Origin of the sequence: Streptomyces sp. ISL-43 (assembly GCF_018614195.1) — a bacterium.
Lineage (GTDB): Bacteria > Actinomycetota > Actinomycetes > Streptomycetales > Streptomycetaceae > Streptomyces.
Genome location: NZ_JAGGOT010000037.1, coordinates 1 through 26,118 on the forward strand (window position 1 = coordinate 1; position 26,118 = coordinate 26,118).

General features: G+C 70.4%; 20 protein-coding genes and 2 pseudogenes. 14 read left to right on the forward strand and 8 right to left on the reverse strand.

The genetic code is table 11. The features are described 5' to 3' along the window. Window positions 1-46 precede the first annotated feature (46 nt). Window positions 47-1,531 (reverse strand): aldehyde dehydrogenase family protein, encoded by a 1,485-nt coding sequence (locus J7F03_RS21995; RefSeq protein ID WP_214952015.1) that lies wholly within the window; start codon window positions 1,529-1,531, stop codon window positions 47-49. A gap of 435 nt (window positions 1,532-1,966) precedes the next feature. Between J7F03_RS21995 and J7F03_RS22000 the strand changes: the two genes are divergently transcribed. Next, on the forward strand, window positions 1,967-2,356 hold the full coding sequence (locus J7F03_RS22000) for a PadR family transcriptional regulator (protein WP_214952017.1): 390 nt from the start codon (window positions 1,967-1,969) through the stop codon (window positions 2,354-2,356). Continuing rightward, on the forward strand, window positions 2,353-3,228 hold the full coding sequence (locus J7F03_RS22005) for a hypothetical protein (protein WP_214952019.1): 876 nt from the start codon (window positions 2,353-2,355) through the stop codon (window positions 3,226-3,228). Before J7F03_RS22000 ends, J7F03_RS22005 begins: the two co-directional genes overlap by 4 nt. Before the next feature lie 531 nt (window positions 3,229-3,759). Here J7F03_RS22005 and J7F03_RS22010 read toward each other — a convergent pair. Beyond that, window positions 3,760-4,824, reverse strand: a complete 1,065-nt coding sequence (locus J7F03_RS22010; protein ID WP_251072290.1) for an oxidoreductase — start codon at window positions 4,822-4,824, stop codon at window positions 3,760-3,762. Window positions 4,825-5,293: 469 nt separating this feature from the next. Here J7F03_RS22010 and J7F03_RS22015 point away from each other — a divergent pair, with 469 nt between their 5' ends. Continuing rightward, window positions 5,294-5,641 (forward strand): hypothetical protein, encoded by a 348-nt coding sequence (locus tag J7F03_RS22015; RefSeq protein WP_214952023.1) that lies wholly within the window; start codon window positions 5,294-5,296, stop codon window positions 5,639-5,641. Between the two features lie 18 nt (window positions 5,642-5,659). Here the strand turns inward: J7F03_RS22015 and J7F03_RS22020 are convergent. After that, a pseudogene (locus tag J7F03_RS22020) lies at window positions 5,660-5,930 on the reverse strand (transposase); the annotation flags it as partial. A gap of 362 nt (window positions 5,931-6,292) precedes the next feature. On the opposite strand from J7F03_RS22020, the gene J7F03_RS22025 reads away from it, so the two are divergent. From J7F03_RS22025 to J7F03_RS22040, 4 genes are all read left to right on the forward strand, one after another. Further along, window positions 6,293-7,405, forward strand: coding sequence for an ABC transporter substrate-binding protein (locus tag J7F03_RS22025; RefSeq protein ID WP_214952025.1), 1,113 nt, complete (start codon window positions 6,293-6,295; stop codon window positions 7,403-7,405). A gap of 297 nt (window positions 7,406-7,702) precedes the next feature. Then, window positions 7,703-7,966 (forward strand): hypothetical protein, encoded by a 264-nt coding sequence (locus J7F03_RS22030; protein WP_251072291.1) that lies wholly within the window; start codon window positions 7,703-7,705, stop codon window positions 7,964-7,966. A 24-nt stretch (window positions 7,967-7,990) separates the two neighbouring features. Beyond that, window positions 7,991-8,320, forward strand: coding sequence for a hypothetical protein (locus tag J7F03_RS22035; RefSeq protein WP_308379886.1), 330 nt, complete (start codon window positions 7,991-7,993; stop codon window positions 8,318-8,320). Between the two features lie 1,170 nt (window positions 8,321-9,490). Further along, window positions 9,491-9,757 carry a hypothetical protein gene (locus J7F03_RS22040; RefSeq protein ID WP_214952028.1) on the forward strand — a complete coding sequence of 89 codons (267 nt, stop codon included), beginning with the start codon at window positions 9,491-9,493 and terminating at the stop codon, window positions 9,755-9,757. A 198-nt stretch (window positions 9,758-9,955) separates the two neighbouring features. Here the strand turns inward: J7F03_RS22040 and J7F03_RS22045 are convergent, their stop codons facing one another. After that, window positions 9,956-11,617 carry a hypothetical protein gene (locus J7F03_RS22045; protein WP_214952030.1) on the reverse strand — a complete coding sequence of 554 codons (1,662 nt, stop codon included), beginning with the start codon at window positions 11,615-11,617 and terminating at the stop codon, window positions 9,956-9,958. Between the two features lie 557 nt (window positions 11,618-12,174). On the opposite strand from J7F03_RS22045, the gene fabV reads away from it, so the two are divergent. After that, window positions 12,175-13,389 carry an enoyl-[acyl-carrier-protein] reductase FabV gene (gene fabV / locus J7F03_RS22050; RefSeq protein WP_214952032.1) on the forward strand — a complete coding sequence of 405 codons (1,215 nt, stop codon included), beginning with the start codon at window positions 12,175-12,177 and terminating at the stop codon, window positions 13,387-13,389. Window positions 13,390-13,472: 83 nt separating this feature from the next. Here the strand turns inward: fabV and J7F03_RS22055 are convergent, their stop codons facing one another. After that, window positions 13,473-14,252, reverse strand: coding sequence for an NAD(P)H-dependent oxidoreductase (locus J7F03_RS22055; protein ID WP_214952034.1), 780 nt, complete (start codon window positions 14,250-14,252; stop codon window positions 13,473-13,475). A gap of 140 nt (window positions 14,253-14,392) precedes the next feature. Between J7F03_RS22055 and J7F03_RS22060 the strand changes: the two genes are divergently transcribed. The 3 genes and pseudogenes from J7F03_RS22060 to J7F03_RS42705 all read left to right on the forward strand — a co-directional run bounded on the left by J7F03_RS22060 (window position 14,393) and on the right by J7F03_RS42705 (window position 16,992). Further along, window positions 14,393-15,241, forward strand: a complete 849-nt coding sequence (locus J7F03_RS22060; protein ID WP_214952036.1) for a helix-turn-helix transcriptional regulator — start codon at window positions 14,393-14,395, stop codon at window positions 15,239-15,241. A 697-nt stretch (window positions 15,242-15,938) separates the two neighbouring features. Next, a pseudogene (locus J7F03_RS22065) lies at window positions 15,939-16,537 on the forward strand (RNA polymerase sigma factor). Beyond that, entirely contained in the window at window positions 16,534-16,992 is a 459-nt protein-coding gene (locus J7F03_RS42705; RefSeq protein ID WP_374104379.1) for a hypothetical protein, read from the forward strand. Before J7F03_RS22065 ends, J7F03_RS42705 begins: the two are co-directional and overlap by 4 nt. A 205-nt stretch (window positions 16,993-17,197) precedes the next feature. On the opposite strand, the gene J7F03_RS22075 is transcribed toward J7F03_RS42705, so the two are convergent. Then, window positions 17,198-17,590: a YciI family protein gene (locus J7F03_RS22075; protein WP_251072292.1), complete on the reverse strand. Its 393-nt coding sequence runs from the start codon at window positions 17,588-17,590 to the stop codon at window positions 17,198-17,200. A gap of 336 nt (window positions 17,591-17,926) precedes the next feature. Between J7F03_RS22075 and J7F03_RS22080 the strand changes: the two genes are divergently transcribed. Next, window positions 17,927-18,547: a hypothetical protein gene (locus J7F03_RS22080; protein ID WP_251072293.1), complete on the forward strand. Its 621-nt coding sequence runs from the start codon at window positions 17,927-17,929 to the stop codon at window positions 18,545-18,547. Window positions 18,548-18,829: 282 nt separating this feature from the next. Here the strand turns inward: J7F03_RS22080 and bla are convergent, their stop codons facing one another. Beyond that, window positions 18,830-19,744, reverse strand: coding sequence for a class A beta-lactamase (bla, locus tag J7F03_RS22085; RefSeq protein ID WP_214952037.1), 915 nt, complete (start codon window positions 19,742-19,744; stop codon window positions 18,830-18,832). A 690-nt stretch (window positions 19,745-20,434) separates the two neighbouring features. Between bla and J7F03_RS22090 the strand changes: the two genes are divergently transcribed. Next, the gene (locus J7F03_RS22090; RefSeq protein ID WP_214952039.1) at window positions 20,435-20,908 is read left to right on the forward strand and encodes a lamin tail domain-containing protein; all 474 of its coding nucleotides are present in this window, start codon (window positions 20,435-20,437) and stop codon (window positions 20,906-20,908) included. A gap of 249 nt (window positions 20,909-21,157) precedes the next feature. Here J7F03_RS22090 and J7F03_RS22095 read toward each other — a convergent pair whose 3' ends face one another. Beyond that, the gene (locus J7F03_RS22095; protein ID WP_214952041.1) at window positions 21,158-21,676 is read right to left on the reverse strand and encodes a GtrA family protein; all 519 of its coding nucleotides are present in this window, start codon (window positions 21,674-21,676) and stop codon (window positions 21,158-21,160) included. 1,654 nt (window positions 21,677-23,330) lie between these two features. On the opposite strand from J7F03_RS22095, the gene J7F03_RS42030 reads away from it, so the two are divergent. After that, the gene (locus J7F03_RS42030) at window positions 23,331-25,880 is read left to right on the forward strand and encodes an NPCBM/NEW2 domain-containing protein (protein ID WP_285440479.1); all 2,550 of its coding nucleotides are present in this window, start codon (window positions 23,331-23,333) and stop codon (window positions 25,878-25,880) included. Window positions 25,881-26,118 lie beyond the last annotated feature (238 nt).

Genomic DNA, 26,118 nt, shown 5'->3' on the forward strand with positions numbered 1-26,118 from the left:
GGCGCGGGGGTGTGCGTGGGGGTGGTCATGGCTCTTCTCTCCTCCTTCAGCCCGCGAACCAGCGCACAGGGCGCGGGGCGAGGTTCTGGTACACGTGCTTGGTCTCGCGGTACTCGGCCAGGCCCGACGGGCCGAGCTCGCGCCCGATGCCGGACTTGCCGAAACCGCCCCACTCCGCCTGCGGGAGGTACGGGTGGAAGTCGTTGATCCAGACGGTGCCGTGGCGCAGCCGGCCCGCCACGCGGCGGCCGCGACCCGGGTCGGAGGTCCACACCGCGCCGGCGAGGCCGTATTCGGTGTCGTTGGCGAGCGCGACGGCCTCGGCCTCGGTACGGAAGGTCTCGACGGTCAGGACCGGCCCGAAGACCTCCTCCCGTACGACGCGCATCCCGCGGTGGCAGCGGTCGAGCACGGTCGGCCGGTAGAAGTAGCCGGGCCCGTCGGGCCGCTCGCCCCCGGAGCGGAGCACGGCTCCCTCGGTGAGGGCGGAGGCCACGTACTCCTCGGTTCGTTCGCGCTGGGCGGCGGACACCAGCGGTCCGCACTCCACGGCCGGGTCGGTGCCGCGGCCTAGGCGGATCCGGTCGGCCCGGCGGGCGAGTTCGGCGACGAAGCGCTCGGCGACGCTTTCCTCGACGATGAGCCGGGAGCCGGCCGAGCAGACCTGGCCGCTGTGCATGAAGGCGGCGTTGAGGGCCTGGTCGACGGCGGTGTCGAAGCCTTCCTCGGTGGCGCAGGCGTCGGCGAAGACGACGTTGGGGTTCTTGCCGCCGAGTTCGAGGGCGACCTTCTTGACGGAGTCGGCGGCCGCGCGCATCACCTTCGTACCGCTGGTGAGACCGCCGGTGAAGGAGACGAGGTCGACATCGGGGTGGGCGGCGAGGCGCGCGCCGACGGGGTCTCCGGGGCCGGTGACCAGGTTCGCGACGCCGGCCGGCAGTCCGGCCTCCGCCAGCAGGCCGATGAGGGCCACCGTGGACAGCGGGGTGATCTCACTGGGCTTGAGCACGAAGGTGTTGCCCGCGGCGAGGGCAGGGGCGATCTTCCAGGAGGCCTGGAGGAGCGGGTAGTTCCACGGGGTGATCAGGGCGCAGACCCCGACGGGCTCGTGGACGACGACGCTGTGGACGTCGGGGGTGCCGGCGTCGACCACGCGGCCCGCGCTCTCACCGGCGACGAGGTCGGCGAAGTAGCGGAAGGCGTCTGCGACGCAGTCCACGTCCACGCGGCCCTCTTCCATGGTCTTGCCCGCGTCGCTGCTCTCCAGCAGCCCGAGGCGTTCGCGGTCGCGCTGGAGCAGGTCGGCGGTGCGGCGCAGCAGTGCGGCCCGCTCCAGGACGGGGGTCTGGGGCCACTCCCCACCGTCGAAGGCCGCGCGGGCGGCGCTGACGGCCGCGTCGGTGTCCGCGATGCCGCCCTCGGCGACGACGGCGAGGACCGTGGCGTCCGCCGGGTCGAGGACCTCTCGGGTGGCTCCTGATACCGCGGAACGCCAGGTTCCGGCGATGTGGATGGTCGTCTGCTCGGACACGACTCGCTGTACCTCCGATTCCGGCACCACGGCTTACCCGCGGTGGTGTTGCTCGTGCCCGCTTGCCCCGGTTCATGCAAGCCATGCCCCATCCGTCACCAGAAGTGACGGGAGTCACTCCCCGTCACCTTGGGGAGATATGGCATTAATCGGGGCATATTCGATGCCTCTGGAGGGCGCCGGGACGGCCCGTCACGGGTGGGCGGCGCACCGCGTCCCGGCCGGGGGACGATCGAGGCCAGGGCAGCGAGCGGGGAGCGCCGGCCCGGGCCGGCCTGGCGGTACCGCCCGCCCGGTCCGCCTCGGAACGCACCAGCGGCGCCGGGGCGACGTCCCCGGCCGAGCAGAGCGGGAGCAAGCGGCTTGGCACCAACCGGCTTCAGGGCACATAGGTCGGCCATCGACATATGCCGGTGACCGAGCTATGGTTCACTCGTGAACGATCAAGCTCTGCGCGAGCCGACTCTCCTCATCCTCACCGCGATCGCCGACGCCCCACGGCACGGATACGCGATCGCGCAAGAGGTCGAGAAGATCTCGGAAGGCCGCATGAAGTTGCGTACCGGAACGCTGTACGGAGCCCTGGAGCGGCTCCTCGAACAGCAACTCATCGCCGTCCACGAGGAACAGGTGGTCGACGGCCGCAGGCGGCGCAGCTACGCGCTGGCGCCGCACGGGCGCGAGGTGCTGGCCGCCGAGGCGGCCCGTATCGCCCGCACCGCCCAGGAGGCCACCCGGCGTCTGGGGCTCGGCGCGACGGCCGTGCCCGGCGTGCCCGGCGTGCCCGGCGTGCTCGGCTTCTCCGACGGGACGGTGACGGCGTGACCGCGCTGCTGAAGCTCTACCCGGCCGCCTTCCGCCGGGAGTTCGGCGACGAGATCGCCGAGGCCTACCGCGAGGCCACCCACGACGCGGGCCGGGCGGCCCGGGTACGGGAGGCCCTGGATGTCACGGGGCACGCGCTGCGCATGCGCCTCGGGCTCAGCTCGGCACGGCGCGCCGGGCAACTCATGGCGGTGCTGGCCCCGTTCGCCGCTGTCGCGGTCGGCGCGAGCGCGGTCTGGTGGATGGGACTGATGGTCCCGGCCGCCCAATCACCCGCGATGCCCGAGCAGCTCGCCGTCCCCTACGCCTTGCTGGCAGCGACCCACTTCGTCATGGTGCTGGGCGCCGCGATCGCCCTGAGCGGCCGCTGGGCCGCGGGCACCTGGACCGTGCTGACGGGCTTCATGGCGACGGCCGTGGTCGACCTGTTCCGGTTGGGCGGTGGCCTCGAGGTCACGGCCTTCTTCAGAACGCCCCTGCTCCTCTTCGCACTTGTGGCCCTGCTTTGCCCGGCAGACCTGCGCCCGCAGCCGCGCGTCCGTACGGCGACCGGGCTGGGCGCCGTCGCGCTGTGGACGACGCTCCTGACCGCCGTGCTCACGCTGGGCCCCCTGCCCGACACGGTCGGCGGACTCCGGTTCGCCGTACCGGCAGCAGCCGGACTGGCCCTGGCCGGGCGGCAGGCGTTCGCGCGACTGTGTACGGCGCCCGCCGTCCTCCTCGCAGCCCTGCCCTTCGCCGTCCTCGGCATGGCCGTCTGGAGCTGGGACGTCTTCACCGGCCCCGTCCTGCTCGGCCTCCTCCTCGCCGCCGCGGCCTCGGTGAGCATCCGCCGGCGCCGCAGCGGCCGGCACCCGGTCACCGAGGCCTGACAGCGGGCGGGAGCCGCCCCGCGATCAGCCGTGGGCGGGCGAAGCGGGGTGGCCGTGCTGCTCGTACAGGCGGATTGCGAGCAGGGCGTGCGGGAGCATGCCGCCCGGCCGTACGTGCTGCCGGGCGCGGACGGGGCCGTCGTGGATCCGGTTGGCGCGTTCTTCAACGCGCGCTCCCCGCTGGGGACCTCAGCGGGGAGCCGGTGCGGCCGGTCCCCGCCGTCCTGACCACGCTCGCTGCGGCGGCCGGCCTCCTGCTCCTCCCCGGCCGTGCCCTGCGCCTGCTCAGCCCGCTCCGCCGGCAGTCGCACGTGAACCGCACACCCCACGGCACCGCGCGCGCCCGCCCGAGGGCCGACCCGGTGGAACTGCTCGTGCTGCGGGGCTGGTTGCGCACGGCGAAAGCGGACAAGAGGCCGACCTCCGAGGCCCTCGCCCGCCCGGCGGGCAGGACTACACGGTCTCCCCGTGCACCCCGCGCCGGGCCCTGCACGGCCTACTGCCCACCGGGCGCACCATCCGCGACCCTGATCAGCCCCCGCGCACCCCTTCCAGACGCGCCACCCGCCCCTTCTCCCCCGCCGCCCAGCAGCCACCATCCGCCGTGCAGGCGACCGTGTCGAACGACCCCGGATCCAGCGCCCGCCAGGTGCGGCCACCATCCCGGGTCACGTCCGTGCCCGTCGGGCCCACCGCCAGGGCCGTGCCGGCGCCGTACGGGAACCAGGCCGCGCCCGAGCGGTAGGCCGGCGGCGGGGTCGACGCCTGGCGCCAGGTACGCCCCGCGTCCGAGGACACCGCCGCGGCTTGCGGGGAGGCCTGCCCGGTGCGGTAGTCACCGCCGACCGCGAGGCCCCTCGTTCGGTCCCGGAAGGCGAGGGCGAAGACCCCGCGAGCCGGGTCGCCCGCCGGGACAGTGGAGTCGGCGACCTGCCAGCTCAGGCCGCGGTCCGCCGAGTGCAGCACCCGCGCGACCGCGCCCCCGCCGGTGGCCAGCCAGACGTCGCGCGGCCCGGCGGCCACCAGGCACTGGCCGCTCGCCGCGAAGCCCGCCTCACCCGGCAGCGCGTCCGGCATCCCGGCACTCGGCAGCACCCGCCAGCTCCGCCCGCCGTCGTCCGTGGACAGGATGCGGAACTTCCCGTCCACCGGGTCGCTCATCGCGAGCCCGTGCCGGGCGTCGAAGAAGGTGAGGCAGTCGTAGAAGGCCCGCGGGTCGGGGTTTCGGAAGGCCTCGGTCCACGTAGCGCCGCCGTCCTCGGTGCGCAGCACCCGGGAGGCCTCGCCCTCCCCGATGGACAGGGCCACGGCGCGCCGCCCGTCGAAGGCCTCGATGTCCCTCAGCTCCAGCCCCTCCGCGACGGCCCCCGGCGGCGAGACGTCCCGCCAGCTCCGCCCTCCGTCCGAGGTGCGCAGCACGGTCCCCTTCGAGCCGGCCACCCAGGCCGTGGACCGGCTGACCGCCGCCAGCCCCCGGAAGCGGGCGTCCTTGCCGGTCTCCTTCAGCGCCCAACCCGCGCCCCGCAGGTCCCGTAACTCACCTGCGGCCTGCGCCGGGGAGGCCACCACCCCCAGCAGCAGAGCCGCCGCGCACATGCCAACTCCCATTAGTCTCATGGCGTCGGAAGCTAACGCACCCCGGATTCACCGTCCAGGGTGCGTCGCGGCCGCCGGCTTCCAAGGGTGGGCCCATGCCTCCAAGAAACCCAAGGCCTACGACGGCAAACACGTCGTCGCCCGGGAGGACCTCGACGAGAAGGCCGCCCTCCGCGTGACCGGGCCACAGGGAGGCCCCCAACCCCTGGCTCCTGATCCGCCTGTGCCGCAGCCGTCGGTGTCGCCACGAGGCCGGCGAATTCACCGGCCAGCACCTGCGCCAGACCTGCATCGCCGTGAACCGGTGCTCCGGCGTCGTACAGGCCCGCAGGGGCAAGCCCCGCGCCCCGGGGGAAATCTTTCTCTTTCGGCCGTCATCCCGCCGGGTGCGCAGCGGATGCCTTCCGGCGCGCGGCACGCCAGGCTGCGGTCAAGGGCAGCCATCACTGGACAGACGAGGACCGAAACCATGTCCCACCTCCGGCATATCGGCGTCATCACCGGGGCAGCACTGCTGCTGCTCACGGCCACGGCCTGCTCGGCCGGCAAGACCACCGTGGGCACACTCAGCTTCCGCGCCCACGACTCCCCGATCGAGGTCACGTATTCGAACACCCCCGTGCAGGGCTGCCACAAGGTCGGCCTCGCGCACGGCGCGGCCCACGTGGAGAACAACACCCTGGTCGACGTCGTCCTGTACCGGACGCCGGGGTGCCAGAAGGCCGACAAGGCTGACGGAATCTACGTCCCGACCTCCACATCGAACGTGACCGCCCCCGGCAGCCTGCCGTGGCGCAGCTTCACCGTCGTCCACTGACCGGTTTCAAGGCCGGGTGCCGTTGGGGGGCGGACGCCCGTTGATGCCGTGCATCCTCGGCGGCTTCGGCGGGCGCGTGACGCGGTCGGAACGGACCCGCCCGACCAGCTCGACGGGTGGGTCTCGCAGAGCCCAGGCGAGACGGGTGACGTCGTAGCCGGCATCGCTGAAGATCACGATGTCCGGGTCCCCCGTCCTGCCGCTGCCCCGTGGCGATGAGTCTTTCGACGACTCCTCGTAGCTGGGGCGCGGTGACAGCGGTCGCGTCGTCCACCGGTCCGAGCCGCACCGCGCCGCACCGCACCGCACCGCACCGCACCGCACCGCACCGCACCGCACCGCACCGCACCGCACCGCACCGCGTCCAGGATCACGGTCCAGGAGGTGGCGCACGGTTCCCCACGTCCGGTGAATCCTCAGGTGAGCGACTCAGTCCGCAGGCGCCGTCGTGGATGCCGATGACGTTGACGCCTGACAGCTCAGCGAACAAAAAATCGGTTGCCCATTGGCGATGGTGATGGATCCAATGACCGGCATGATCACCCGGGCGCACCCGCCGCGGCGAGACGCGGTGAACGCGAACCGCCGGCCCCGGCCGGCACGCGATCCGGGCGGCGCGCGACCGCATCGCCCCAGGAGAGACGCCACCCCATGAACACGCCACCATCGCCGTCCGGAGCAGAGCACACAGACGGGTCCTCCGTCCGCCTGGGCGCTCTCGTCCCGCTGACGCGGCCCGGCTGGGTCGAGGCGGGCCGACACCTGCTCGCAGGACTCGACCTGGCCGTTCGTGAGGTCAACGACGCCGGCGGGATCGATGGCAGACCACTGGAGCTGTTGGTCCGGGACACCGCGGCCGATCCGGAGCGGGCCGCGGCGGCCGTGGACGAACTGGCCCGCTTGGGCGTGGCCGCCGTGGCGGGCGAGTACCACAGCGTCGTCGCCCGCGCCGCCGCTGCCCGGGCCGACGCCCTCGGCGTCCCGTTCCTCTGCTCGTCCGCGGTGCTCGACGCGCTCACCGAGGAGCCGACGCAGTGGGTCGCGCGCCTGGCCCCGGCCCAGTCCCAGGGCTGGCGGATCTACGCGGACTTCCTCCTCGGCGCGGGCCGGCGCCGGATCGCCGTGGCGACCCAGCCGAGCGTCTACTGGGCCTCCGGGACCCGCGTCCTGCGGGACTACCTCACTCCCCGCGGCGGCAGCGTCGTCGAACTCGACACGAACGCGCTCACCCCCGAGGCCCTGTGCGACGCGCTCGTCGACCACGGCGTGACGGCGCTCCTCCTGCTGGTCGGCCAGCCGGAACCGGCGGTGCCGATCGTCAAGGCCGTCCGGGGGGACCGGCGGCTCACGGAGATCCTGATCGGCGCTCCGGCCGGACAACCGGAGTTCGCCGAATGGGCCGAGACGCTGGGCGCGGACGGAGCCGGGATCCCGTTCCTGCGCTACCTGCCCGAGCTCCTCGGTCCGCTCGGCGAACGCGTCGGGAAGGAGCTCCGCGAACGGCTGGGCGAAGCGCCCTCCTTCGTCGCCTTCGAAGGCTGGGACACCGTCGCCGTCCTCGCCGAGGTGCTGCGTTCCCACGGCACGGACCGCGCGGCCATCGCCGGGTCATGGCCGCGCGTGGCGGTCGAGGGCACCCGCGGGCCGATCCAGTTCTCCCGCACGCCGGGCATCAGCGTTTGGCAATGGGCTTGGACACCGATCCAGGTCGTCGATCGGGACCCGGCGGACCCCGATCACTTTCGGATCCTCCACGCCGGCTGACAGAGCAGGGAATTCCGACTGCCCCAGCCCCCGCGCGGGCAGCCCTGGTCAAGCAGGTGCTCCACCGCGCCGGCCACGAGGTCGAGCCCGCTCTCACCACCGGTCTGCATCATCGCGGCTGGAATCGGCATCGGGGGGCGCGCAGCCTGGCCGTCGGGGGGGCGCTGCCGACCCTCGCCACGCCCGTACGGCCGGCACCTGTGAGCCGTCGGGTGCGCGTGGTCCGTTGGAGCGGCGATGCGGCCGGCTCTTCCGTCTGCTAGCGGCTGGTATCAGCAGCTAGCTATGGTGGTGGGTATGGGGAAGCAGACGAACATCCGGCTGGACGATGACATCAAGGCCGCCGCCGAGGACCGGGCCAGGCGCCGCGGCTTGAGCCTGCAGGGGTACGTGGCCGATCTGATCGAGCAGGACGTGAACGAGTCACGCGCCGCCTTCATGGCCGGCGCCGCCGCGTTCCTGGCCTCGTACGCCGACCGGTTCGAGGCTGAGTTCGGTGAGGACCGGTACCCCGGCCTCCCGGCGGGGCCGGCAGAGACCGCGCCGAGGGACGCAGCGTGAACCTCAAGGGCGACCTTCTTGGCCGTGGCCCAGCAGATCCCTGGGGACCCCCAGGTCGTCGACTACGGGGTGCCAGTGGCAGGGGAGGCACGCCACCGTGCGGAGGTCCTGGACCGCGAGGTGTACCCCGAGCCGCATCACAAAGCGGCGGCGCTGCTGTGCGAGCTGGCGAGGAACCCGAGCCTGGAGGTGAGGAACCTGCTGTTCGCGGCCACGGTGACCGCGGCCTACCTGTCGGCGTGCGGCCTCCCGGTGAGCGCCGGCCTGGACACCGTTCTCCCCCTGGCCCGCGCGGCCCGGGACGGGCTCCCGGTGCGGGAAGTCGCCACTCGGCTCAAAACCTGGACGAGCTGATCCACCTGCCCCGAACACCCACCCGCCCACCGCGGCCCGGCGTAAACGTGCTGGTCGAGAACGCGGCGTAGGGCGCCGGTGTCCGGGTGCTGCCGCGGGCCGGGGCGTCGGCCCACAGCTGCCGGACGACTGACGGGCGGCTGTCAGGTGGTGCAGAATTCGGCCGCCAACATGCCGTTCAGGGCTGTACATCTCCCAGAGCGGCCAGTCGCCGTTCATGTTGAGCACGATGGCGTGGCTGCCGTCCGCCGTGGAGTAGAGGTAGCTCAGCGAGCCGAATCCCCCGCCGTTGTGCCCGTACAGGACGACGGTGGAGCCGTTCGCACAGGTGATCGCGCGGCGGGTGAGACCAAGTCCGTAGTCGGCCTGAACGGCCTTCCAGGGGCGGCTCGCGTACCAGTAGCCGGGCGTGGCCTTGTCGCCTGAACTGGCCGTAATGATGGCCGGATTGACGATGCACTCGGGCCAGGACCGGACCGGGTCGCAGGGGACGCCGGGGAGTTGGGGGCCGGGGGTTCCAGCCCCGGTGGGGTTCAGGTCGGTCATCCTCTGCGCGAGCTGTGCCGGGGGCAGGAGTTGGCCCGCGAGCAGGGCGCGGATGAAGGTGATCAGGTCGCCGCTGGTGGACACGACGGCTCCGGCCGCGCCGCCGACGGGGCCCGGGCGCGTTCTCGACCGGCGTATCACCCAACTCGGCGCCCAAGACCAGTGGAGCGCCCGGATGCTCGGTCTGCCCGGTGAGCTTGTGCTCCGGGTCCTGGCCTCCTGCCAGTTCATCCTCGCGGTGTCGGGTCTCATCAGCCCGCGACAGCTGTGGATCTTCGCCGCGCTGTTCGTCATCGAGCTACTGATCCGGCCGCTGATCTCCCCCGGCCTCGACGGGGCCGACGAAATCCTCCGCCTCGTCATCGCCACCTGTGCCCTGCGCAATCTCAGTGACGCGCCGCTCGTCCAGCTCGCGGCAGCCGGATTCCTCGCCTCCCAGACCGCATTGGCCTACCTGACCTCAGGACTGTCCAAGACCCAGTCGATCACGTGGTGGAACGCCTCGGGACTGCGCGGCATCATCGCCACCGAGTACTTCGGTTCCCCAGCGGTAGCCCGGTTCCTCGATCGCCATAGGCCCGCAGCCTTCCTCCTCTCCTGGTCCGTCGTCGCGTGGGAGTCAACTTGCCCCTGGCGCTACTGGCACCCCAAGAGGTCACCCTTTTCGTCCTGGCGGCCGGCCTCGCCTTCCACCTCGGCTGCGCGTTCACCATGGGCCTGGACGCCTTCCTCCTTCCCTTCGCCGCCACCTACCCCTGCGTCCTGGTTGCCCAAGGCCGGCTTGCCGACCATCTCACCCACGTCGAGCGCGCGACCATCGCCGGCGCGGCGGCCTGCGCCATCACCGGCTTCGCGTTCTTCCACCTCGGCAAGGAGCGCCGACTGGCATGAGACGGACGCGACATCGGTAGGGCGGGCGGCGGTGCGGAGTGTGGCCGGCGGCTTCCGGGAGCTCGAGGCGAGTCCTCGCCCCCACTCGGCACCGAAAGGGGCTCCTCCAGGCCGTCGCGACGCTCAGCCCTTACTCAAGACCGAGGGCCGGCCCTCCCACTGGGGGAGAGCCGGCCCGGTGCCTTACCTGCCGCTGGATCAGCGGTTTTCGTACAGGCCGAACATGTCGATCACCAGGTCGGTGGGCTGCCAGCTGCGGTTCCACCAGTCGATGACACCGTTCTTGCCGGTGCTCGCCTGGACCAGGTTCGGGACGGTCGTGCCCTTCGTCCAGTTCAGGTTCGAGGAGTTCGGCGGGGTCGGCCGGACCTGGGCGAGCGCGAGGTACTGGTCGCGCGTGTTCGGGTCCGGGGCCACGGAGAGGTGGCCTTCGCCCTGCGTGTTGGTGACCGTCGTGTTGAGGACGTAAGCCGTGACCGCGGGCCTGTCGTAGGACAGCCACAGGTAGCGGTAGTCCTGTGCGGCGAGCGGCCAGGACCAGTCCCGCGAGTCGTGCAGCCGCGTCGGCGTCACGGGCAGGTAGGACGCCTTGCTGTCGGCGCTGTAGTAGCCGACGACGTCCACGATCACGTCGGCCGTGTTCCAGGAGCCGTTGCGGAAGCTGAGCCAGCCGTCCTGGCCGACCGGCACGATCACCGAGTTGGCCACCGTCTGGCCGGCGGTGAAGTTCACGTTCGACGTGGACGGAGCCTGCTGTCCGCCCGGGAAGACGGTCAGGTGGCCGGCGGCCTTGGGGTTGGTGACGGTGACGTTGAGCGCCACGGCCGTGACGCCCGTGGCCGGGACACCGGCCTGGCCGGCGACCCGGAGGCCGGACGTGCTCCCGCCGGGGAGCCCGCCCCACTGATCGCCCCACCCGTTCCGGCTGTCCACGAGGCGGGCCGGGTCCAGCGAGGTGTAGCCGTTGGCGGCGGAACGGGTGAAGTACCCCGTCACGTCCGCGATCAGGTCCACGTTGCCCCAGCTGCGGTTGGCCAGCTCGACGTATCCGTCCGCGCCGACCGGCACGATCGTCAGGTTCGGGACGGTCTGACCCGCGACGAAGTTGACGTTCGACGCCTTGGGCTGCTCCGTGCCCGACGCGTAGGCCGTGATGTGCCCGTCGGCGGCGGCGTTGGTGACGGTGACGTTGAGAGCCACGGCGGTCACGTCGGCCGGAATGCCGCTGTTGCCTCCGACCTTCACCCGGGTCGTGCCGTACGGGGCGACGGCCTGGGCGCTCGCCGCGCCGGTGCCGTCGCGGGTGTCCAGCAGCCTGGTCGGGTCGTGCGGGACGAACTCCGAACCGGCCGAGGTGACGCCCATGCTGTTGGTGACGCTCACCTCGTTGTTCAGGTCGGTCACCGTGACCGTGATCGGGTGCGCGCCGACCTCGGCATAGGTGTGCTTCGAGGACAGCGTCTTGCTCTCGACGGTGTACTCGGTCTCGACCTCGCTGCCGTCACCCCAGTTGATCTCGATCCGGATCGCGGAGGCGACACCGGTGGAGACGTGGGACGTCAGCTCGATGCCGCGCGCGCTGGTACCCCTTGCGCCCAGCGAGAGGTCGAGGCCCGGATTCTCCTTCGCGAGCGGAGCCGCGTCCGCGGCAGCGGCCGCCTTGCCCAGCCCCGCCGCCTTGTTCAGCTGGGCCGCCTTGCTCCGCTCGGCCGGCGAAAGGGCAACGGACTTGCGTACGGAACGCTCCGCGGAGCTCTGGAAGGTGTTGGCCTTGGCCGCCGCTTCCTTCGCGGCATCGACCTTGGCGGACACGTCCTTCGCGGACACGTCCGTCGCGGCCGGGTCGGCGGCATGCGCCACACCCGGAACGAGAGAAATGGTGGCTGCGACGACGGCAGCGGAAATGATCAGAATACACAACCCCGAGGGCAAGCCCCTGGAAATAACCTGGTCAGGGCCTGCTCACTCACAAAAAACCCCGGTCCGGTGGGCATCCGATACCCCGTGTTGGCGAGCTGTTCCGTCAGCCGCCACAACCGCTGGGCCGTAACGGAGTCGTGGAGGGCACGCTCCCGGCTGCGCAGGGCGGACTCGCCGCGGAGCCGGATGGTCCGTCGGGCACGACATTGACCGCCGGACGACTCCCCCGGGCAGGCCGCGTCTCGACTTCGCCATCAGCCCGCCCGGTGGCGGATCAGGGGAAGGGGAAGGGGACGAGGAAGGGGACGGTGTGGGCGAAATGCTGCGGTCCGTGCGCGAGTTGCTTCGCCGGAAGTGGTGGAAACACTCCAAGATCGGCTCTTGATCATTGTCCCTGGAGGGGCCACTGCCCATGTCCGTGCTGTCGCAGACTTGCAGGACGTGGTGGCCCGGCTGGTCGCCGCGTCTTCGTCCCAGCCGAACCAAGGACTGCAATCGTGAGCGAGCGTGTTCTCACCCCCCGCAACCGGGGCTTCCTCTTCCTCGACTCCCACCCGGCGGGCTGCGAGCAGCTGGTGGCCGACATGTGGCAGGCATGCCCGGCACCCTCCGGCATGCCGGAGGGTGCCGGGCCGGTGGCTCTGATCATCGGATCCTCGGCCGGATACGGCCTGGCGGCCACTCTCGCGGGGCTCAAGCGCGCAGGCATCCGCGGCATCATGATCTCCTTCGAGAAGGCCCCCACCGAGCGGCGTACCGCTACGGCCGGCTGGTACCGCACCGCCGCCACCGCCGACATCGCCCGCACCGCCGGGCGGGATCTGGTCTTCCTCAACGGCGACGCGTTCTCCGACACGATGAAGAACCAGGTCGCCGACCTCATCGAGCAGCGCTTCGGCGGCAGGCTGGACTACCTGGTCTACTCGGTGGCCGCGCCCCGGCGCACCGACCCCGGAACCGGCACCACGTACGCCTCCGTCCTCAAGCCGATCGGCCAGGCGAACCGCACCAAGACCCTCCTTTTCGACGACCAAGGCGTTCCCGAGGTCCGCGAGGTCGAGACCGGGCCGGCCGAGGGCGATGATGTCGAGCAGACCGTGGCCGTGATGGGCGGCGCGGACTGGGAACGCTGGATCGACCACCTCGCCGGTCGGGGGCTGCTCGCCGACGGCTTCGCGACCGCCGCGCTGTCGTACATCGGCTCGCCGCTGACAGCGGCGATCTACCGGCAGGGCACCATCGGTGCGGCCAAGGCGCACTTGGAGGCCACCGCCCGCACCCTGAACGAGCGGCTCGACAAAACCGTGGGCGGGCGGGCCGTGACCTCCGTCAACGGCGCTGCCGTCACGCAGTCCTCCACCGCCATCCCCGGCATCGCCCTGTACACCGGCCTGCTGCGCGGCGTCCTCGGGGAGGACCTGGTCCCGCCGGTACACCAGCTCGCCGCCCTGTGGGACCAGCTCACCGGCACCGCTCCGCCCACATTGGACGACGAAGACCGAATCCGCCTGGACGACTGGGAACTCACCGACGACGTCCAAGCGGCCGTCGCCGAACGCTGGCAGGCCGCCACCACCGACACCATCGCCGACCTCGCCGACCTCGCCTGGTTCCGCGCCGAAGTCCAACGCCTGTACGGATTCTCCGTGCCGGGCATCGACTACACCGCCGCGGTCGCCACCGACGTCCCCTGGCCCGACCACACCCCCTGACCCCGGCCCGGAGAACCCCCATGCGAGCCGCCGGGGCCGCGCCTCGGTTTCGCGCCCCGGCCCGTCGTGTCCGTCGCCGGCGGTCAGCCGCGCACGTGCAGCCCGAAGCCCGTCCGGCCGGCGGGCTCCAGTCCCTCCTTCAGGTGCAGGGAGGGGATCTCGTAGTCACCGAAGTTCTGCCGCCTGAACGCGATCGGCTCGGTCGACTCCAGGGTGAGCAGGCGCTGTTCCCAGGCCTTGGCTACGTCCCCGTAGTCCTCGCCGGTCATCCGGTCGGTGCCGTACAGCACGAACGGCGGCAGTGCCTCGATGCCCGGGTAGTAGAGGATGCCGTGGTGGATCGGGAACAGCAGGTCGTCGATGGGGCCGTTGATCCCGCGAGCGGCGTAATGGGACTCCGGGCCGCCGGCGGTCACCGACAGCAGGGCCTTCCTGCCCGCGAGGGTGCCTTCGCCGAAGCGCTCGCCGTATTTGGTGTCGCTGTGCTCGCCGACGCCGTACGCGAAGCGGTAGGTGAACACCCGGTCCACCCAGCCCTTGAGGATCGCGGGCATCGAGTACCACCACAGCGGGAACTGGAAGATGATCGTGTCGGCCCACAGCAGCTTCTCCTGCTCGGCCAGGACGTCCGGGGTGAGCGTCCCGGCGTCGAAGGCCCGGCCCGAGTCCAGGGCGACCTTCAGCGGACTCGAGGCGTCGGGGCCGTAGTCCGCGGCGTCCACGACCGCCTTCCAGTTCATCGCGTACAGATCGCTCACCCGCACCTGGTGCCCGGCGCCCTCCAAGGTGGACACCGCGAGGTCCTTCAGCGAGCTGTTGAGCGACTTCGGCTCGGGGTGGGCGTAGACGATGAGCGTCTTCACGGGAACTCCTTCAGATCGGATGCCTTCGATCCTGGGCGCTATGGCGCCCGGTGTTCAGGGGCGCCGCATCCATCGGACGGGACTTCCTGGTATCGGCAGGACCACCCTCGCGGGGCACCGCCGAGGCCATACTGGGGGGCATGAACGATCTTGCGGGCTTCCTGCGGACCCGGCGTTCCCGGGTCGACCCGGCGGCCGTCGGCATCCCCACCGACAGCCGCCGCCGCGTCGAAGGGCTGCGCCGCGAAGAGGTCGCGCACCTGTCCGGAGTCAGCGTCGACTACTACGTACGCCTGGAGCAGGGCCGCGCGACCCAGCCCTCCGAGCAGGTCCTCGACGCGCTCGCCCGCGTCCTCGGCCTCGACGGGACCGAACGCGAGCACCTCTACCGGCTCGCCCGCCAGCGCCGCCGCCCCGCGAAGGCGCCGGGCGGGCGGGTCCGGCCGGAGCTGCTGCGCGTCCTCGACCTGGTCGCCGACGCACCCGCGCTGATCATGGACCACCGCCTGGACGTGCTCGCCGGGAACCACCTCGGCAGGCTCCTCTTCGGCCGGCCGATGCCGGGCCTGAACATCGCCCGGCACATCTTCCTCGAGGAGGCCGAGCGCGGCCTCTACGCGGACTGGGAGAAATGCACCCTCGACGTCGTCGGGCACTTGCGTCTGGCCGCCGGCCAATACCCCGACGACCCACGCCTGGCCTCGCTCATCGGCGAACTGGCCATGGGCAGCGAGCGCTTCCGCCGCCTTTGGGCCCGCGCGGACGTACGCGCCCGCACCCATGGACTCAAGGCGTACCGGCACCCGCTCGTCGGACTGCTGGAACTGCACCAGGAGAACTTCGCGCTACCGGACGCATCGGGCATGGAGCTGCTGGTGCTGTCCGCGGCCCCCGGCAGCCCCGCCGAGGACGGACTGCGCCTGCTCGCGGGCCTGGGCACGGACAGCGCTGACGCGCATCCCACAGTGAACGCTCAGGTCCGCGAGTAACGCGACGACGCCCATCCAGCGCCGGGAACCGGAGGACGGACCGTCGTGTCCGTGGGTTCGGGGTTCGGGCTTCGGGCTTCGGGTTCGGGCTTCGGGTTCGGGCGAACACGCGGGGTGGGTTCCGAGCGCCGCGCCTGGCGCGGCGCCACGCTCTGCGCCGGCTGGCGGCGAGGTTCGTCGATGGAGAAATCGCTCCCGCCGAACTGGCATCAGATGCCTGGTGGGAGACGGAGGTCGAAACCGCGGAGGAGCGATCGTTCGTGTCGCTGATCCCGCAATACGGGGTGCAGGGAACGCGGCTCGGCAACGACTACACCCGCCCTACCTTCCCCTGGTTGTTCGCCGACGCGCCCGAACCGCACGCCCCTGCGCCCCTTCGAGGAGGCGGGCCGACCGGGCCGCGCGCCGTCGTTTCCGGGCGCTGCTGGCCACCTGCCGCGGCTGCGGGAGCGGAGCCATGCACGGTTCGACGAAGACTTCGGCCGGAGGTGAATCCTTTCCGGATCTCCCCGCCTCTTGTCTGTGTACCGGCCGAACGGGCCGGCAGAACCGGGAGGAAACACCAATGATGATCACTGGCCTCGTCGTGATCGGAGTCCTGCTCGTGGGCGCGTGCAGCTGGCACCTGATGCGGCGCTACAAGAGCCGAAGCTGACCAGTGCCTACACGCGGGACGCCTCCCGGATATGAGGAGCAGATGAAACAACGATTCTCCTGGCCCGACGAGCGGCTGATCAAGGCCGCTCAGGACGGCGACGTCACTTCGCTCACCACCGTCGTCATGGAATCACAGCCTCATGTGCGCAAGTTCGCCCTATCTCTGTGCGCCTCGCCGCAGGACGCGGAGGACGCGGCACAGGAGGCGCTGATCATCCTCTACCGGAAGATCGGCACCTTGCGGGCCACTGGCGCGCTTGCCTCATGGATGTACCGGATCGTGCGCAACGAATGCCTGCGGCAGGTACGGCTGCTCGTCTCGCGGAGCGACGAGTCGTCGGCTGAACCGGAGGCGTCCGCGGAATCGTCCGCCGAGGACGCGGTGCTGCACAGGCTGGAGGTGGAGCGGATCGCGGCTGCGGTCGGTGCCCTTCCCCGTGACCAGCGGCAGGTCCTGATCATGCGGGACGTACAGGGCCTGCCCGGCAAGACCGTCGCCCATTCGCTCGGTCTGAGCAGCACCGCGATGAATCGCGGCTGCACAGAGCACGTGCGGCACTGCGCCATTCGCTGGCAGTGACCGGCCAAGCGCCCGATCAAGCCATAGACCGACACGTCGGAGGAGACTCACCACCGTGACCACAGTGACCACCGTGAAGCCCGCGCAGGGTGTTAAGGCCCGGGCCACCGCACAGTCCGCGGCGCCCGAGATGGGCTTCGCCAGCAAGTCCGTCCCGCGCCACCTGGCGCGCGGCGCCATCGGCTTCGGGCTGATCATCGGCTCGATCGGCCTGGTGCCCGTCGCCGGCCCGGCCACCCTGCTGGCGGCCCCGTTGGCCCTGATCGCCTTCCGCGGCTGCCCCACCTGCTGGATGGTCGGCCTGGCGCAGACAATCTCCCGCGGCCGTCTGGAGCGCCAGTGTGCGGACGGCGTCTGCACCCTCACCAAGGCGCACCCGTCAGCGAAGGCCACGGACGGGCCGACGGCCGACAGGAACGTCCCCGCCTCTGGCAGGGCCTCTGCCCCCGCTGCCTTCGGCACCATCGTCCGCACGGGCGACGCCCCGTCGACGCCCTCGATGCCGCCGCCGTAGCCCGCCGGGCACCCGGGCTGGAACCACTCACCCGCCTGGGCCCGCATCGATGGCCGCCGCGAAGGCATCTCCGCGTTCAAGATCACCCTGACGGTCACCGCCCCACGACCCCGCCGCCGGCGTCCGCGACAGTTCGGCCGCGCCAAGGCCGCGTCGAGGAGGTCGCCGGTGTCACGACACCCCCACTGGACGCGGCCTGCTCGGCTCAGGCCTGGGTCGGGTCCTCGGGGATCGGGTGCACTTCGACCGGGTCGCTGCCGGGCTTCCCGCCCGGGCCGGGGCACGCCGATGCCCGTGCGGCGATCTCCAGGGCCCGGTCCTCGCTCTTGACGTCGACCACCCAGTACCCGGCCAGGATGTGTCCCGCCTGGGCCGGCCCGTCGGTGACCTGCGGTTGTCCGTCGCTGCCAGCCCGCACCGTCTTGACCAGCGAAGGGCCGCCGAGACCCTGCCCGTCCACCCATTCCCCCGCGGCGGTGAGGTCGTTGTTGAGGGCATTCATGTGGGCGAACATCGCCTCCATGTCGTCCTTGGAGTACGACGACATGATGGCGTCCCACTCGGCGGCCGGCACGTTCATCTGGATCATGTACTTCATGTTCCTCACCCTTCCGGGGTGGCTGCTGGGCTTCTCGAGCTTACGAGAAGGTAGACAGCCTGGCGCCACGAAACTCATCGGCGCCGCGGCATCGAATCGATGGAAACAGCTGAGGGGCACCCCGAAGCCGGGGCGCCCCTCAGCGACGCCGGGGCTCGGCCATCCCGTCCCAGGAACGTGTGGCCCAACCAATGGGCATCCTCGGCCCTGCGACAACACGGTGCGGTGCCAGGCAGCGCGGGCCATCCGGGCGGGACGCCCCGACCCCTGCGGCATGGCACCCGGGGCCGCCGCGCCCCGCAGGGGATGCTGGTGTCCCCCCTGCAGGAGAGGTCCGTGAGTGATTCCAGCCCCCGAGTGACCCCGAGGCCGGCATCCGCCGTAGCAGGCGATGACATTCCCGCTCCCGGTGTCATCGGCATCGGACTCGCCGCGGTGCTGACGTTCGCGCTCGCCCAGGGCTCGTGGCAGTGGTTCGCCACGTTCATCGGGGTGACGCTCCTCTCGGTGATGCTCGCCTTCCAGCGACGGGCTCGGTGGACGCCGCGCATCCGCTCGGCGTACCTGCGCGGCTTGGTCGCGTACGCGCTGGTCATCGGCCTGTGCGTGGCGATCGCGATCGCCCCCCTGCTGCAGCGCCGGGCCTGGCTGTTCCCGATGCCGGGGACGCGCAGCGACTGCGAGCTGCTGGGCAGGTACCAGGCCATCCAGACGGAGGCCTCACTGGGAAGCCTGGCCGGCAGTGATGCCACTGCCCTGGCGTTCGTGCAGGAGGAACAGGCCCGCAAGGCCGTTGCCGAGTGCCTCGCGGCCACGACGACCCTGTGGCTGCCGCTGTACGGGGTGGGGGTGGCCGTGCTGGTGGGGACGTACGTCTGGTTCCGCGACCGGGCCCGAGCCCGCCACCGGCCCGACGCCGTCGCGGAACCCGCGATGTCCGGTCGAGCCGAAGAATGAGGCCGACGGCCAACCGCGGGGCCGTCGGTGAGAGCGAGGGCACGACGCTCCCGCTCTGCCCCTTCCCCGTCGCCGAAGGCCTCGTCGACCGCCTTCATCAGCCGCATCGACCGTTCCCGGTCTCGGCGAGCTCCGCGTCGGTCACCGTTTCGGGTGTGTCCATCAGGCTGCCGGCTCCGGTCGTGCCCGGTAGGTCGCCGACTCCAGCACCGCCATCGTGAGGTGGCCCGCGCCGGCCGCAGCGCTCAACGACTGGCTGCGACCAGCACTCGCGAACCGACCCTAGATGAGTTCCGCGGCCAGCAATGCGGCGGTGTTGGCCACCAGCGGGTGGTCGGCAGCCGCGTCTTCCTCGCGCTGGGTCGTCAGGACGGCCATGACGATCGGTGCGCCATCCGGCGGCCAGGTGATGCCCGCGTCGTTGTTGCCCCCGTACCTCCCGCCACCGGTCTTGTCGGCGAGAATCCAGTCGGCGGGCAGGCCGGCGCGGAATCTGTCGCCGCTGGTCGTGTTGGCGAGCAGCCAGCCGGTGAGCCGTTCCCGGTCCTGGGGTGTGAGCGCGTCACCGAGCGTGAGGCGCGCGTAGGTCCGGCCGATGGCCCGGGGGGTGGTCGTGTCGGTCACGCGCCATGGTTCTGCCGAGTTGAGTTCCGGCTCCCATCGATCGAGCTGGGTCCTGCCGTCCCCGATCGAGCGGCAGAAGCGGGTGATGGCGGTCGGTCCCCCCAGCTCGCGGAGCAGCAGGTTTCCCGCGGTGTTGTCGCTGTAGCAGATGGCTGCGTCGCACAGTTGGGCGACGGTCATACCGCTTTCTAGGTTCTCGGCTTTGCCGGTGCGGGGGGAGTAGCCCGACTTCGCGACGTACTCTGCGGTGTACCGGATGCGCTTGGCCAGGAACTCGCCGTCGTGGTCGAGGTCGCGCAGCACGGCCGCGGCGGCGATCGTCTTGAACAGTGAGCACATCGGGAAGCGTTCGTCCGCGCGGTACGCCACCGTCCTGCCTGTGCGCATGTTGCGGGCGAATACGCCAAGGCGGGCAGAGTGCTGCTGCTCGAGCTCCCTCAGCGGCGAGGTGATGCCGTCCCCGGCGGGTAAGGCGTGTGCCGTTCCGCCGAGGGGCAGCGCGGTGGAGAGTGCCGCACCGGCGCCGAGAGCGAGTGCGGTGCGGCGGGATGGGCGTGGTCCTGTGGTGCGCAAGGCGTTCCCCTTCTGAGGCGGTCATGAGGTGCGTCGACAGACGTGGCTGCCGGGCTGGATCCGCTGCGGATGCGACACCTGGTGCGAGGCGCCCGTCTGCATGGCCCCTGCCACCCTCGCGCGCCTCGTACGCGAATGCATGAGTACCCATACTCATGGGCCGGCCGTCAACCGTGGTCATGCGTGGCCCGGGCCTGCACCCCTCGACGTTCCGCGCGCACCGCTCGCTCATGCGCGTCGGGAGATCAATTCGTGTCGGGAGCTGGTGGTTGTTTCGGCTTCGCCGGCGTCAACCAAGGACAATGGGACCGATATTCGTACGCTATAACCCTTTACGCGCGTACGTCCGGAAGAATTGCGGAAGTAGCCGTTACAGGGCCTTGAACCCGTTCGGCGCAGTGGCGGCGGGTGGCAAAGAAGCCGGGCGGCGTGGAGGGGGACGCTGCGGCCCGTGGGCCTCCTGGGCATCAAGTGGAACTACCGCCTCCGAGAGTCAATGCGCCGTGACGCATGCCCCCTACAAGGGAGGGTTACGGACATATCCGGATTGGGCAACACGGGTCGTTTTCGTTGCTTTCGGGCATGTTTGGGGGCCAGAGTATGGCTCCTCGGCAGGACGCCGGGAACCGTTCGGAGTCCGCCCGGCTTGCACGAGGCCGGGCCGGGCTGTCTGTTGAAGGGGTCTTCCGCATGTCTGCTTCTCTCGCCACCCGCCGCACCCTCGCCGGCCTCCTGGCCGCCGGCGCCCTGATCGGCGCCGCGGCGGTGCCGGCCGCCGCCGACGACCACCGGCGCGACCACCGCGGCCCCCACTCCTCCATCGTCATCGGTGACGTGGAGAACGCCGGCCGCGGGCGCGACAACCGCGCCCTGAACGGCGAATGGGTCGAGGTGAAGAACACCGGGCGCCACAGCGTGGACCTGCGCGGCTTCACCCTCACCGACAAGCAGGGCAACCGCTACCGCTTCAACCACCTCCGCCTGGACGGCCGCTCCAGCGTCAAGGTCCACACCGGCAAGGGCCGCGACTCCCACCGCGACGTCTACCAGGACCGCCGCCAGCAGATCTGGGACGAGCGCGACACCGCCACCCTCCGCGACAACCGCGGCAACGTCATCGACACCGAGTCCTGGGGCCGTCGCGGACACCACCACGGCCGCTAGCCCGCTCCGGCAGCCATACCCACAGGGCCTGTGAGCTGCTACCAACCGAACCGAACGGCGTGCCACGGCAAACCAGCCGCGGCACGCCACACCCACGCAGACCGGCACCCGACAGCCTGGGCGACGGCCCCCCGCCGCAAGCGCCGTTGAGGTCCAGCGACTGCCCGCCCTCGGGGGCCGGCCACCTCCCGTAGCTCGTCGTGTGCCTTCCACCCGTCGACCCGCACTGCACGCCGCCCGGCGGAACGGTCAGGCTGCGCGGCAGAGCTCCGCGAGGCCGGCCGGGGCCGAGGCGCGGACCACGGTCGCGTGCACGGGATGCGCGGCGCGGACGGTGGCCTGCGAACGGTTCCGCGCGAACACGACGAGACGCAGCACCGCGAACCGTGCGACACCGGCGAGTGCGGAGGCCGCCAGGTAGACGACCTGGTCGAGCACCGCCCCGGGCGCCGCCACCAGCTGATGCAGGACGAGCATTGCTCCGCAGGTCAGCGCATACGAAGCCGTCGCGGACCCGGCCGACTGCACATGTTGGCGCCAGGTCGCGCGCCCGCCCGCACCGAAGGTGAAGCGGGCGTGCAGCTCGGTGGCGAGCAGCGTGGAGACCACGGTGATCAAGGCGTTGGCCAGGATCCAGGGAATCCAGGACGCGAGGGCCGTCACGGCGAAGCTGGAGGCGACCCCCATCCCTCCGCCGCAGAGCACGAAGCGGGCGAAGGCGGTGAGCGCGCCGGGCGCCGCCCGCTCCTGGCTCTGCGCTGTCTCCATGATCCGACCCCCCATTGGCTCGCTCCGCGACGCGACGCCCCTCTGCCTACTTCACCAAGGGGGGCGCGCCGCCCATGGCGTCATAATGACAGAGGCGTGGCGCCATCGCGAGCCACATTAGGCGCCACTTGCGCCACCAATGGCAGCGCGGGGCGCATGGAGGGGCGAACGTCCAGGTCAGCGCCTCAGCGCAGCTCGGTGCGGGCCAGTCGCGTGGTATCTGCTTGCGCACACAGCCGAGGTGCTCCTGTCTCCCCGACGTCGGCTGATGCCGGCCTGGGTCGGTCGAGAGGGTTCCTTCCGACCCAAACCAATGCCCCTGCGATGCCGTTGAGCCCGCAGGTGTGCGGCATCCTTGCCGCCTGGCCGGCTGCCGCTTGACCACGCGCTCGAGGGAAGCAATGTATGCAGTGGCCACTCGGCCCCGCCTGCGGCACCTGCTACACCCGGGTCCGCCGCACGCCAAGCGCCTGCCACGACTGCGGACAGATAGGGCCGCTCGTCGGGCATCGTCCCTACTCCCCACAGTCCTATCGACGACTCAAGTGATCGCCAGGGCACTGCCTGGCCGCTCCACGAACCCGTCCATCACAGCGGGCGCCGACAGGCGGACAGCAGCGACGGCTCGGTGTGCCGCCGGTGGCGAGGAAAAGGGCAGCGAGAGCGGACGTTGAGCCTCTCCTGAGCGGTGCACAGATGAGCCCTACGGGACAGACACTACTCACGCTTGTCGCGGCATGCAATACAGCGATGAAAGTTTTCTGAAACTGCGTCAATCTTCCGTTGCAAGCTGACAGTTGGTCCCAGATTTGTTCGCGCTGCTCCAGGCGTGGTCACCCCGCCCCGGCCGCCTTGGCAGAGCAGGTGCCATCCGGCCGTATCGAGCCGCTGACCTGCCGATACGCGGCGTCGCCCAGGCCGATGCCGTCGGGTCCAGGCGCGCCGAGGCAGCGCACCTGGACCGCGACACCCGGCCCGCACTCGAGCGAAGCCGGCACGGTCGAACCGATCACAACCATTGACAGCACTTCTCAATAGGCAACACAGTTCAACTTCTTCCAACATGGCGTTCGATGAAAGGAGTTACCCCTGCCCGCCGCCGCGTCCGGTGCGGCGCACGCTCTTCCCTCTCCCGCGCTCCCTCGCTTCGGCATCGCGAGGGCCGTGCGGAACCGCTTCGATGCCCGGGCGCCCGTCGTCTCGATCCTTCCGGCCCCGCCCTGCCGGATGCGAAGCAGCGGCGGCAAGCAAACTCGAGCGACCGCGAGTACGGCTCAGGTGACCTCGCCCGGCCAGAGGCACCCCGGCCGCGCTTCGGCATCGACGCGATCACAGGCGGTCGCACCGCAGTCACGATGACAGGGCTCCGGAGTCGCCCTGTACCGCCCGGTCGGTCGACTTCTTCGGGACAACGTGATCGGCGGCGTGCGAAGGCGGGTGGTCCGGACCGCCGGCAGCCGCTCGGACCGCTCTGTCCCGGCATGTTCCACACCGTCAGAGATGGGCGGTCGAGGTTGACCGTCCTCGAACAAGGAACACCCCCACTCGAAAGGATCAATCACACATGCGTCGTCTCGCCTGTGTTCTGTCTGCCGTGCTCGCAACAGCCGGCACCGCAATTGCCATTCCCGGCACGCCCGCGGTGGCGGGGGCAATGACAGGGCCCTACGTGATCGAAGTCGAGAACATGTCGCTGACCAATTTCGCGACGGACACCGTGAACCACACCTGGAACGACACGCCAGTCGACAACGTCACCTATGCCCGGGGCGCGTCAGGACAGACGAGCACCGCCCGAACGACCTTCAGCGGCTCTGACGGAACCTACGACCTCATCACGCGCTACAACGGCAAGACCGCAAACGGAGTGACGTACAAGATCTCCGTGAACTCCACCCCCGTGGATTCATGGGCCACGTCCCAGCGGTACGGCCGTGACTACACCGACCCGATGAGCATCGACACCCGTACGTCGAGCAAAGTAGCGCTCAAGGCCGGTGACATCATCGAGCTGGTCGCCACGTCCGCCGGCGAGGTGCCGCGCGTCGACAGGATCACGATCCAAAGACACGTGGGGGCGCCAACCAGCACCCTGACCATAAATTCTCCGAACGCGACACTGAACGACGGCTTCAAATGGGGCAAGGACCGGGCCCTGGCCATGACGTTCTACCCGGGGAACCCGATGATGGGGCACGAACCCGAGTGGTGGCGCCTCAAGAATTCCACGCACACGACGGTGGAACCGGGCTACTGGGGTGCCTACACCAACCGGGAGTCCTACTACAACCGGGACATCGCCCACCAGTCGGACGGCGCGCACGCGCTCGGCCTGGACGCCGAGACGTTCCACATGGTGAAGACGTTCGCGGCCGATGCCGACGATCCGGGTCAGAACGGCTGGCCACTGTGGGCTCACAGTTCGTCCGGGGCCATATACTACATCGACGGCACCGGCTTCCGGGAACTGCCGTCGCCGTTCAACCTGATGACCAAGGCGTACAAGCAGTACCAGTGGACCGGCAACTCGGACTGGATCAACGATCCGGCCCTTTCCGCGTACTACGATTCGACGATGGGCTCGTTCCTGACCAACCACGGGGTGACGTGGAACGACGCGAACCCGTCCAGCGAGCAGCCGGTTTCGAAGAAGCAGCCCGGAGAGTACACGGCGACGTTCTTCGAGTTCCCGAACGAGAATCTCGTCTCCGCAGGCGATTCGCTCGGGTACCAGTACCAGTCGATGCTGGCCTATTCGGAAATCCTGAAGGCGAAGGGTGACAACGCCAACGGCGCCAAGTGGGCCGATCGCGCGAAGCGGGTGCGCGACCACTTCGAGACGAACTGGTGGGACGCGTCGAACAACCGGTACGTCCGGGGCAAGGACGCCGCCGGCACGGGTTACAGCAGTTGGGGGCACGAGGCCAGCTTCCTGACGATGCTGACCGGGCTCGGCGACCACGGCGCCAGGACCAGCAGCAACCTGGACTACATCGCGGCCAACGATGACGCTCTGAATGTCGAGGCGACCTCCTACTTGCCGGAGATGTACTACCAGTACAACCGGTCCTCGGAGGGCTGGGCGTGGCTCAAGAAGCTCATGACCGGCAAGGACACCTATCCGGAGATCTCGTTCCTGGCGGTCAGCAGTGTCATCGACGGCATGATGGGAGTACAGCCGGACGCCCCGAAGGACAAGGTGGCCACCGTCTCCCGGCTGACGTCCGAGACGCCCTGGGTGGAGATCGACCACCTCAAAGTCGGTGACAACGACCTGAAGCTCAAGCACACCGGTACGACGGGTTCCACGTTGACCAACAACTCTGGTGGCACCGTCAACTGGGAAGCCCAGTTCTACGGAACCCCCGCCGCGATCACCGTGAACGGCACGGCGTACACACCGCAGACCAAGTCGCTGTACGGCAAGACCGTGTCCTACGTGACCGTACCGGTGGCCGGCGGTGCAACCGTGACCGCGAGCGCCGGGACCGCAGGAGGCGACACCGCGGCCCCCACCGCGCCGACCAACCTCGCATCGAGCAATGCGACGTCGAACAGCGTGGACCTGAAGTGGACGGCGTCGACCGACAACGTCGGCGTGACCGGCTACAACATCTACCGAGGTACCACGCTCGTCGGCTCGTCAACGGGTACGAGCTTCACCGCGACGGGGCTGTCGGCCTCGACGCCGTACACGTTCACGGTGAAGGCGGTTGACGCCGCCGAGAACGTCTCCGGGGCCAGCAACGCCGTCGACGTCACCACCGCCACCAGCGGAAACGGACAGACGGTCGATCTGAGCGATCTCACCTGGAGCAACGCCAGAAGCGACTCGGGCACCGTTCAGAAGAACAAGAGCGTCGATTCGAACCCGATCAAGCTGAACGGCACCGCGTACGCCAAGGGCATCGGTACGCACGCCAACAGCACGATCACTTACTCCCTGAACGGTGGCTACGCACGGTTCCAGTCGGACGTCGGTGTCGATGACGAGGTCGGGGCGAACGCGACGGTCAAGTTCGAGGTCTGGGGCGACGGCGTCAAGCTGTACGAGAGCCCGGCGGCGATGACGCCGTCGAGCGCGACCCAGTCCATCGACGTCAGCATCGCCGGCGTGAACTCGCTGGTACTGAAGGTGACGGACGCGGGCGACGGCATCAACAGCGACCACGCCGACTGGGCCGGGGCCAAACTGGTGCGGTAACACCGATCCCCAAGCCGGCGGGAGCCCTCCCGGCGACCCGCCGGCTTGTGGCCCGGGCACCCGCACCCTGCCCACCCGTGGCGGGGCCGCGTCCTGACGGGCGCGGCCCCGTCGTTCTCTCCTCGACCTTTCGTGAGTCGTCGATTTCTTCGGCGGGCCGTTTCGGGTCTTCGGGCCGGCAGTCCGACTGGCGGGGCTTCCGTCGGATTCGTCTGCGCCGCGGGACCGTACAAGGAAC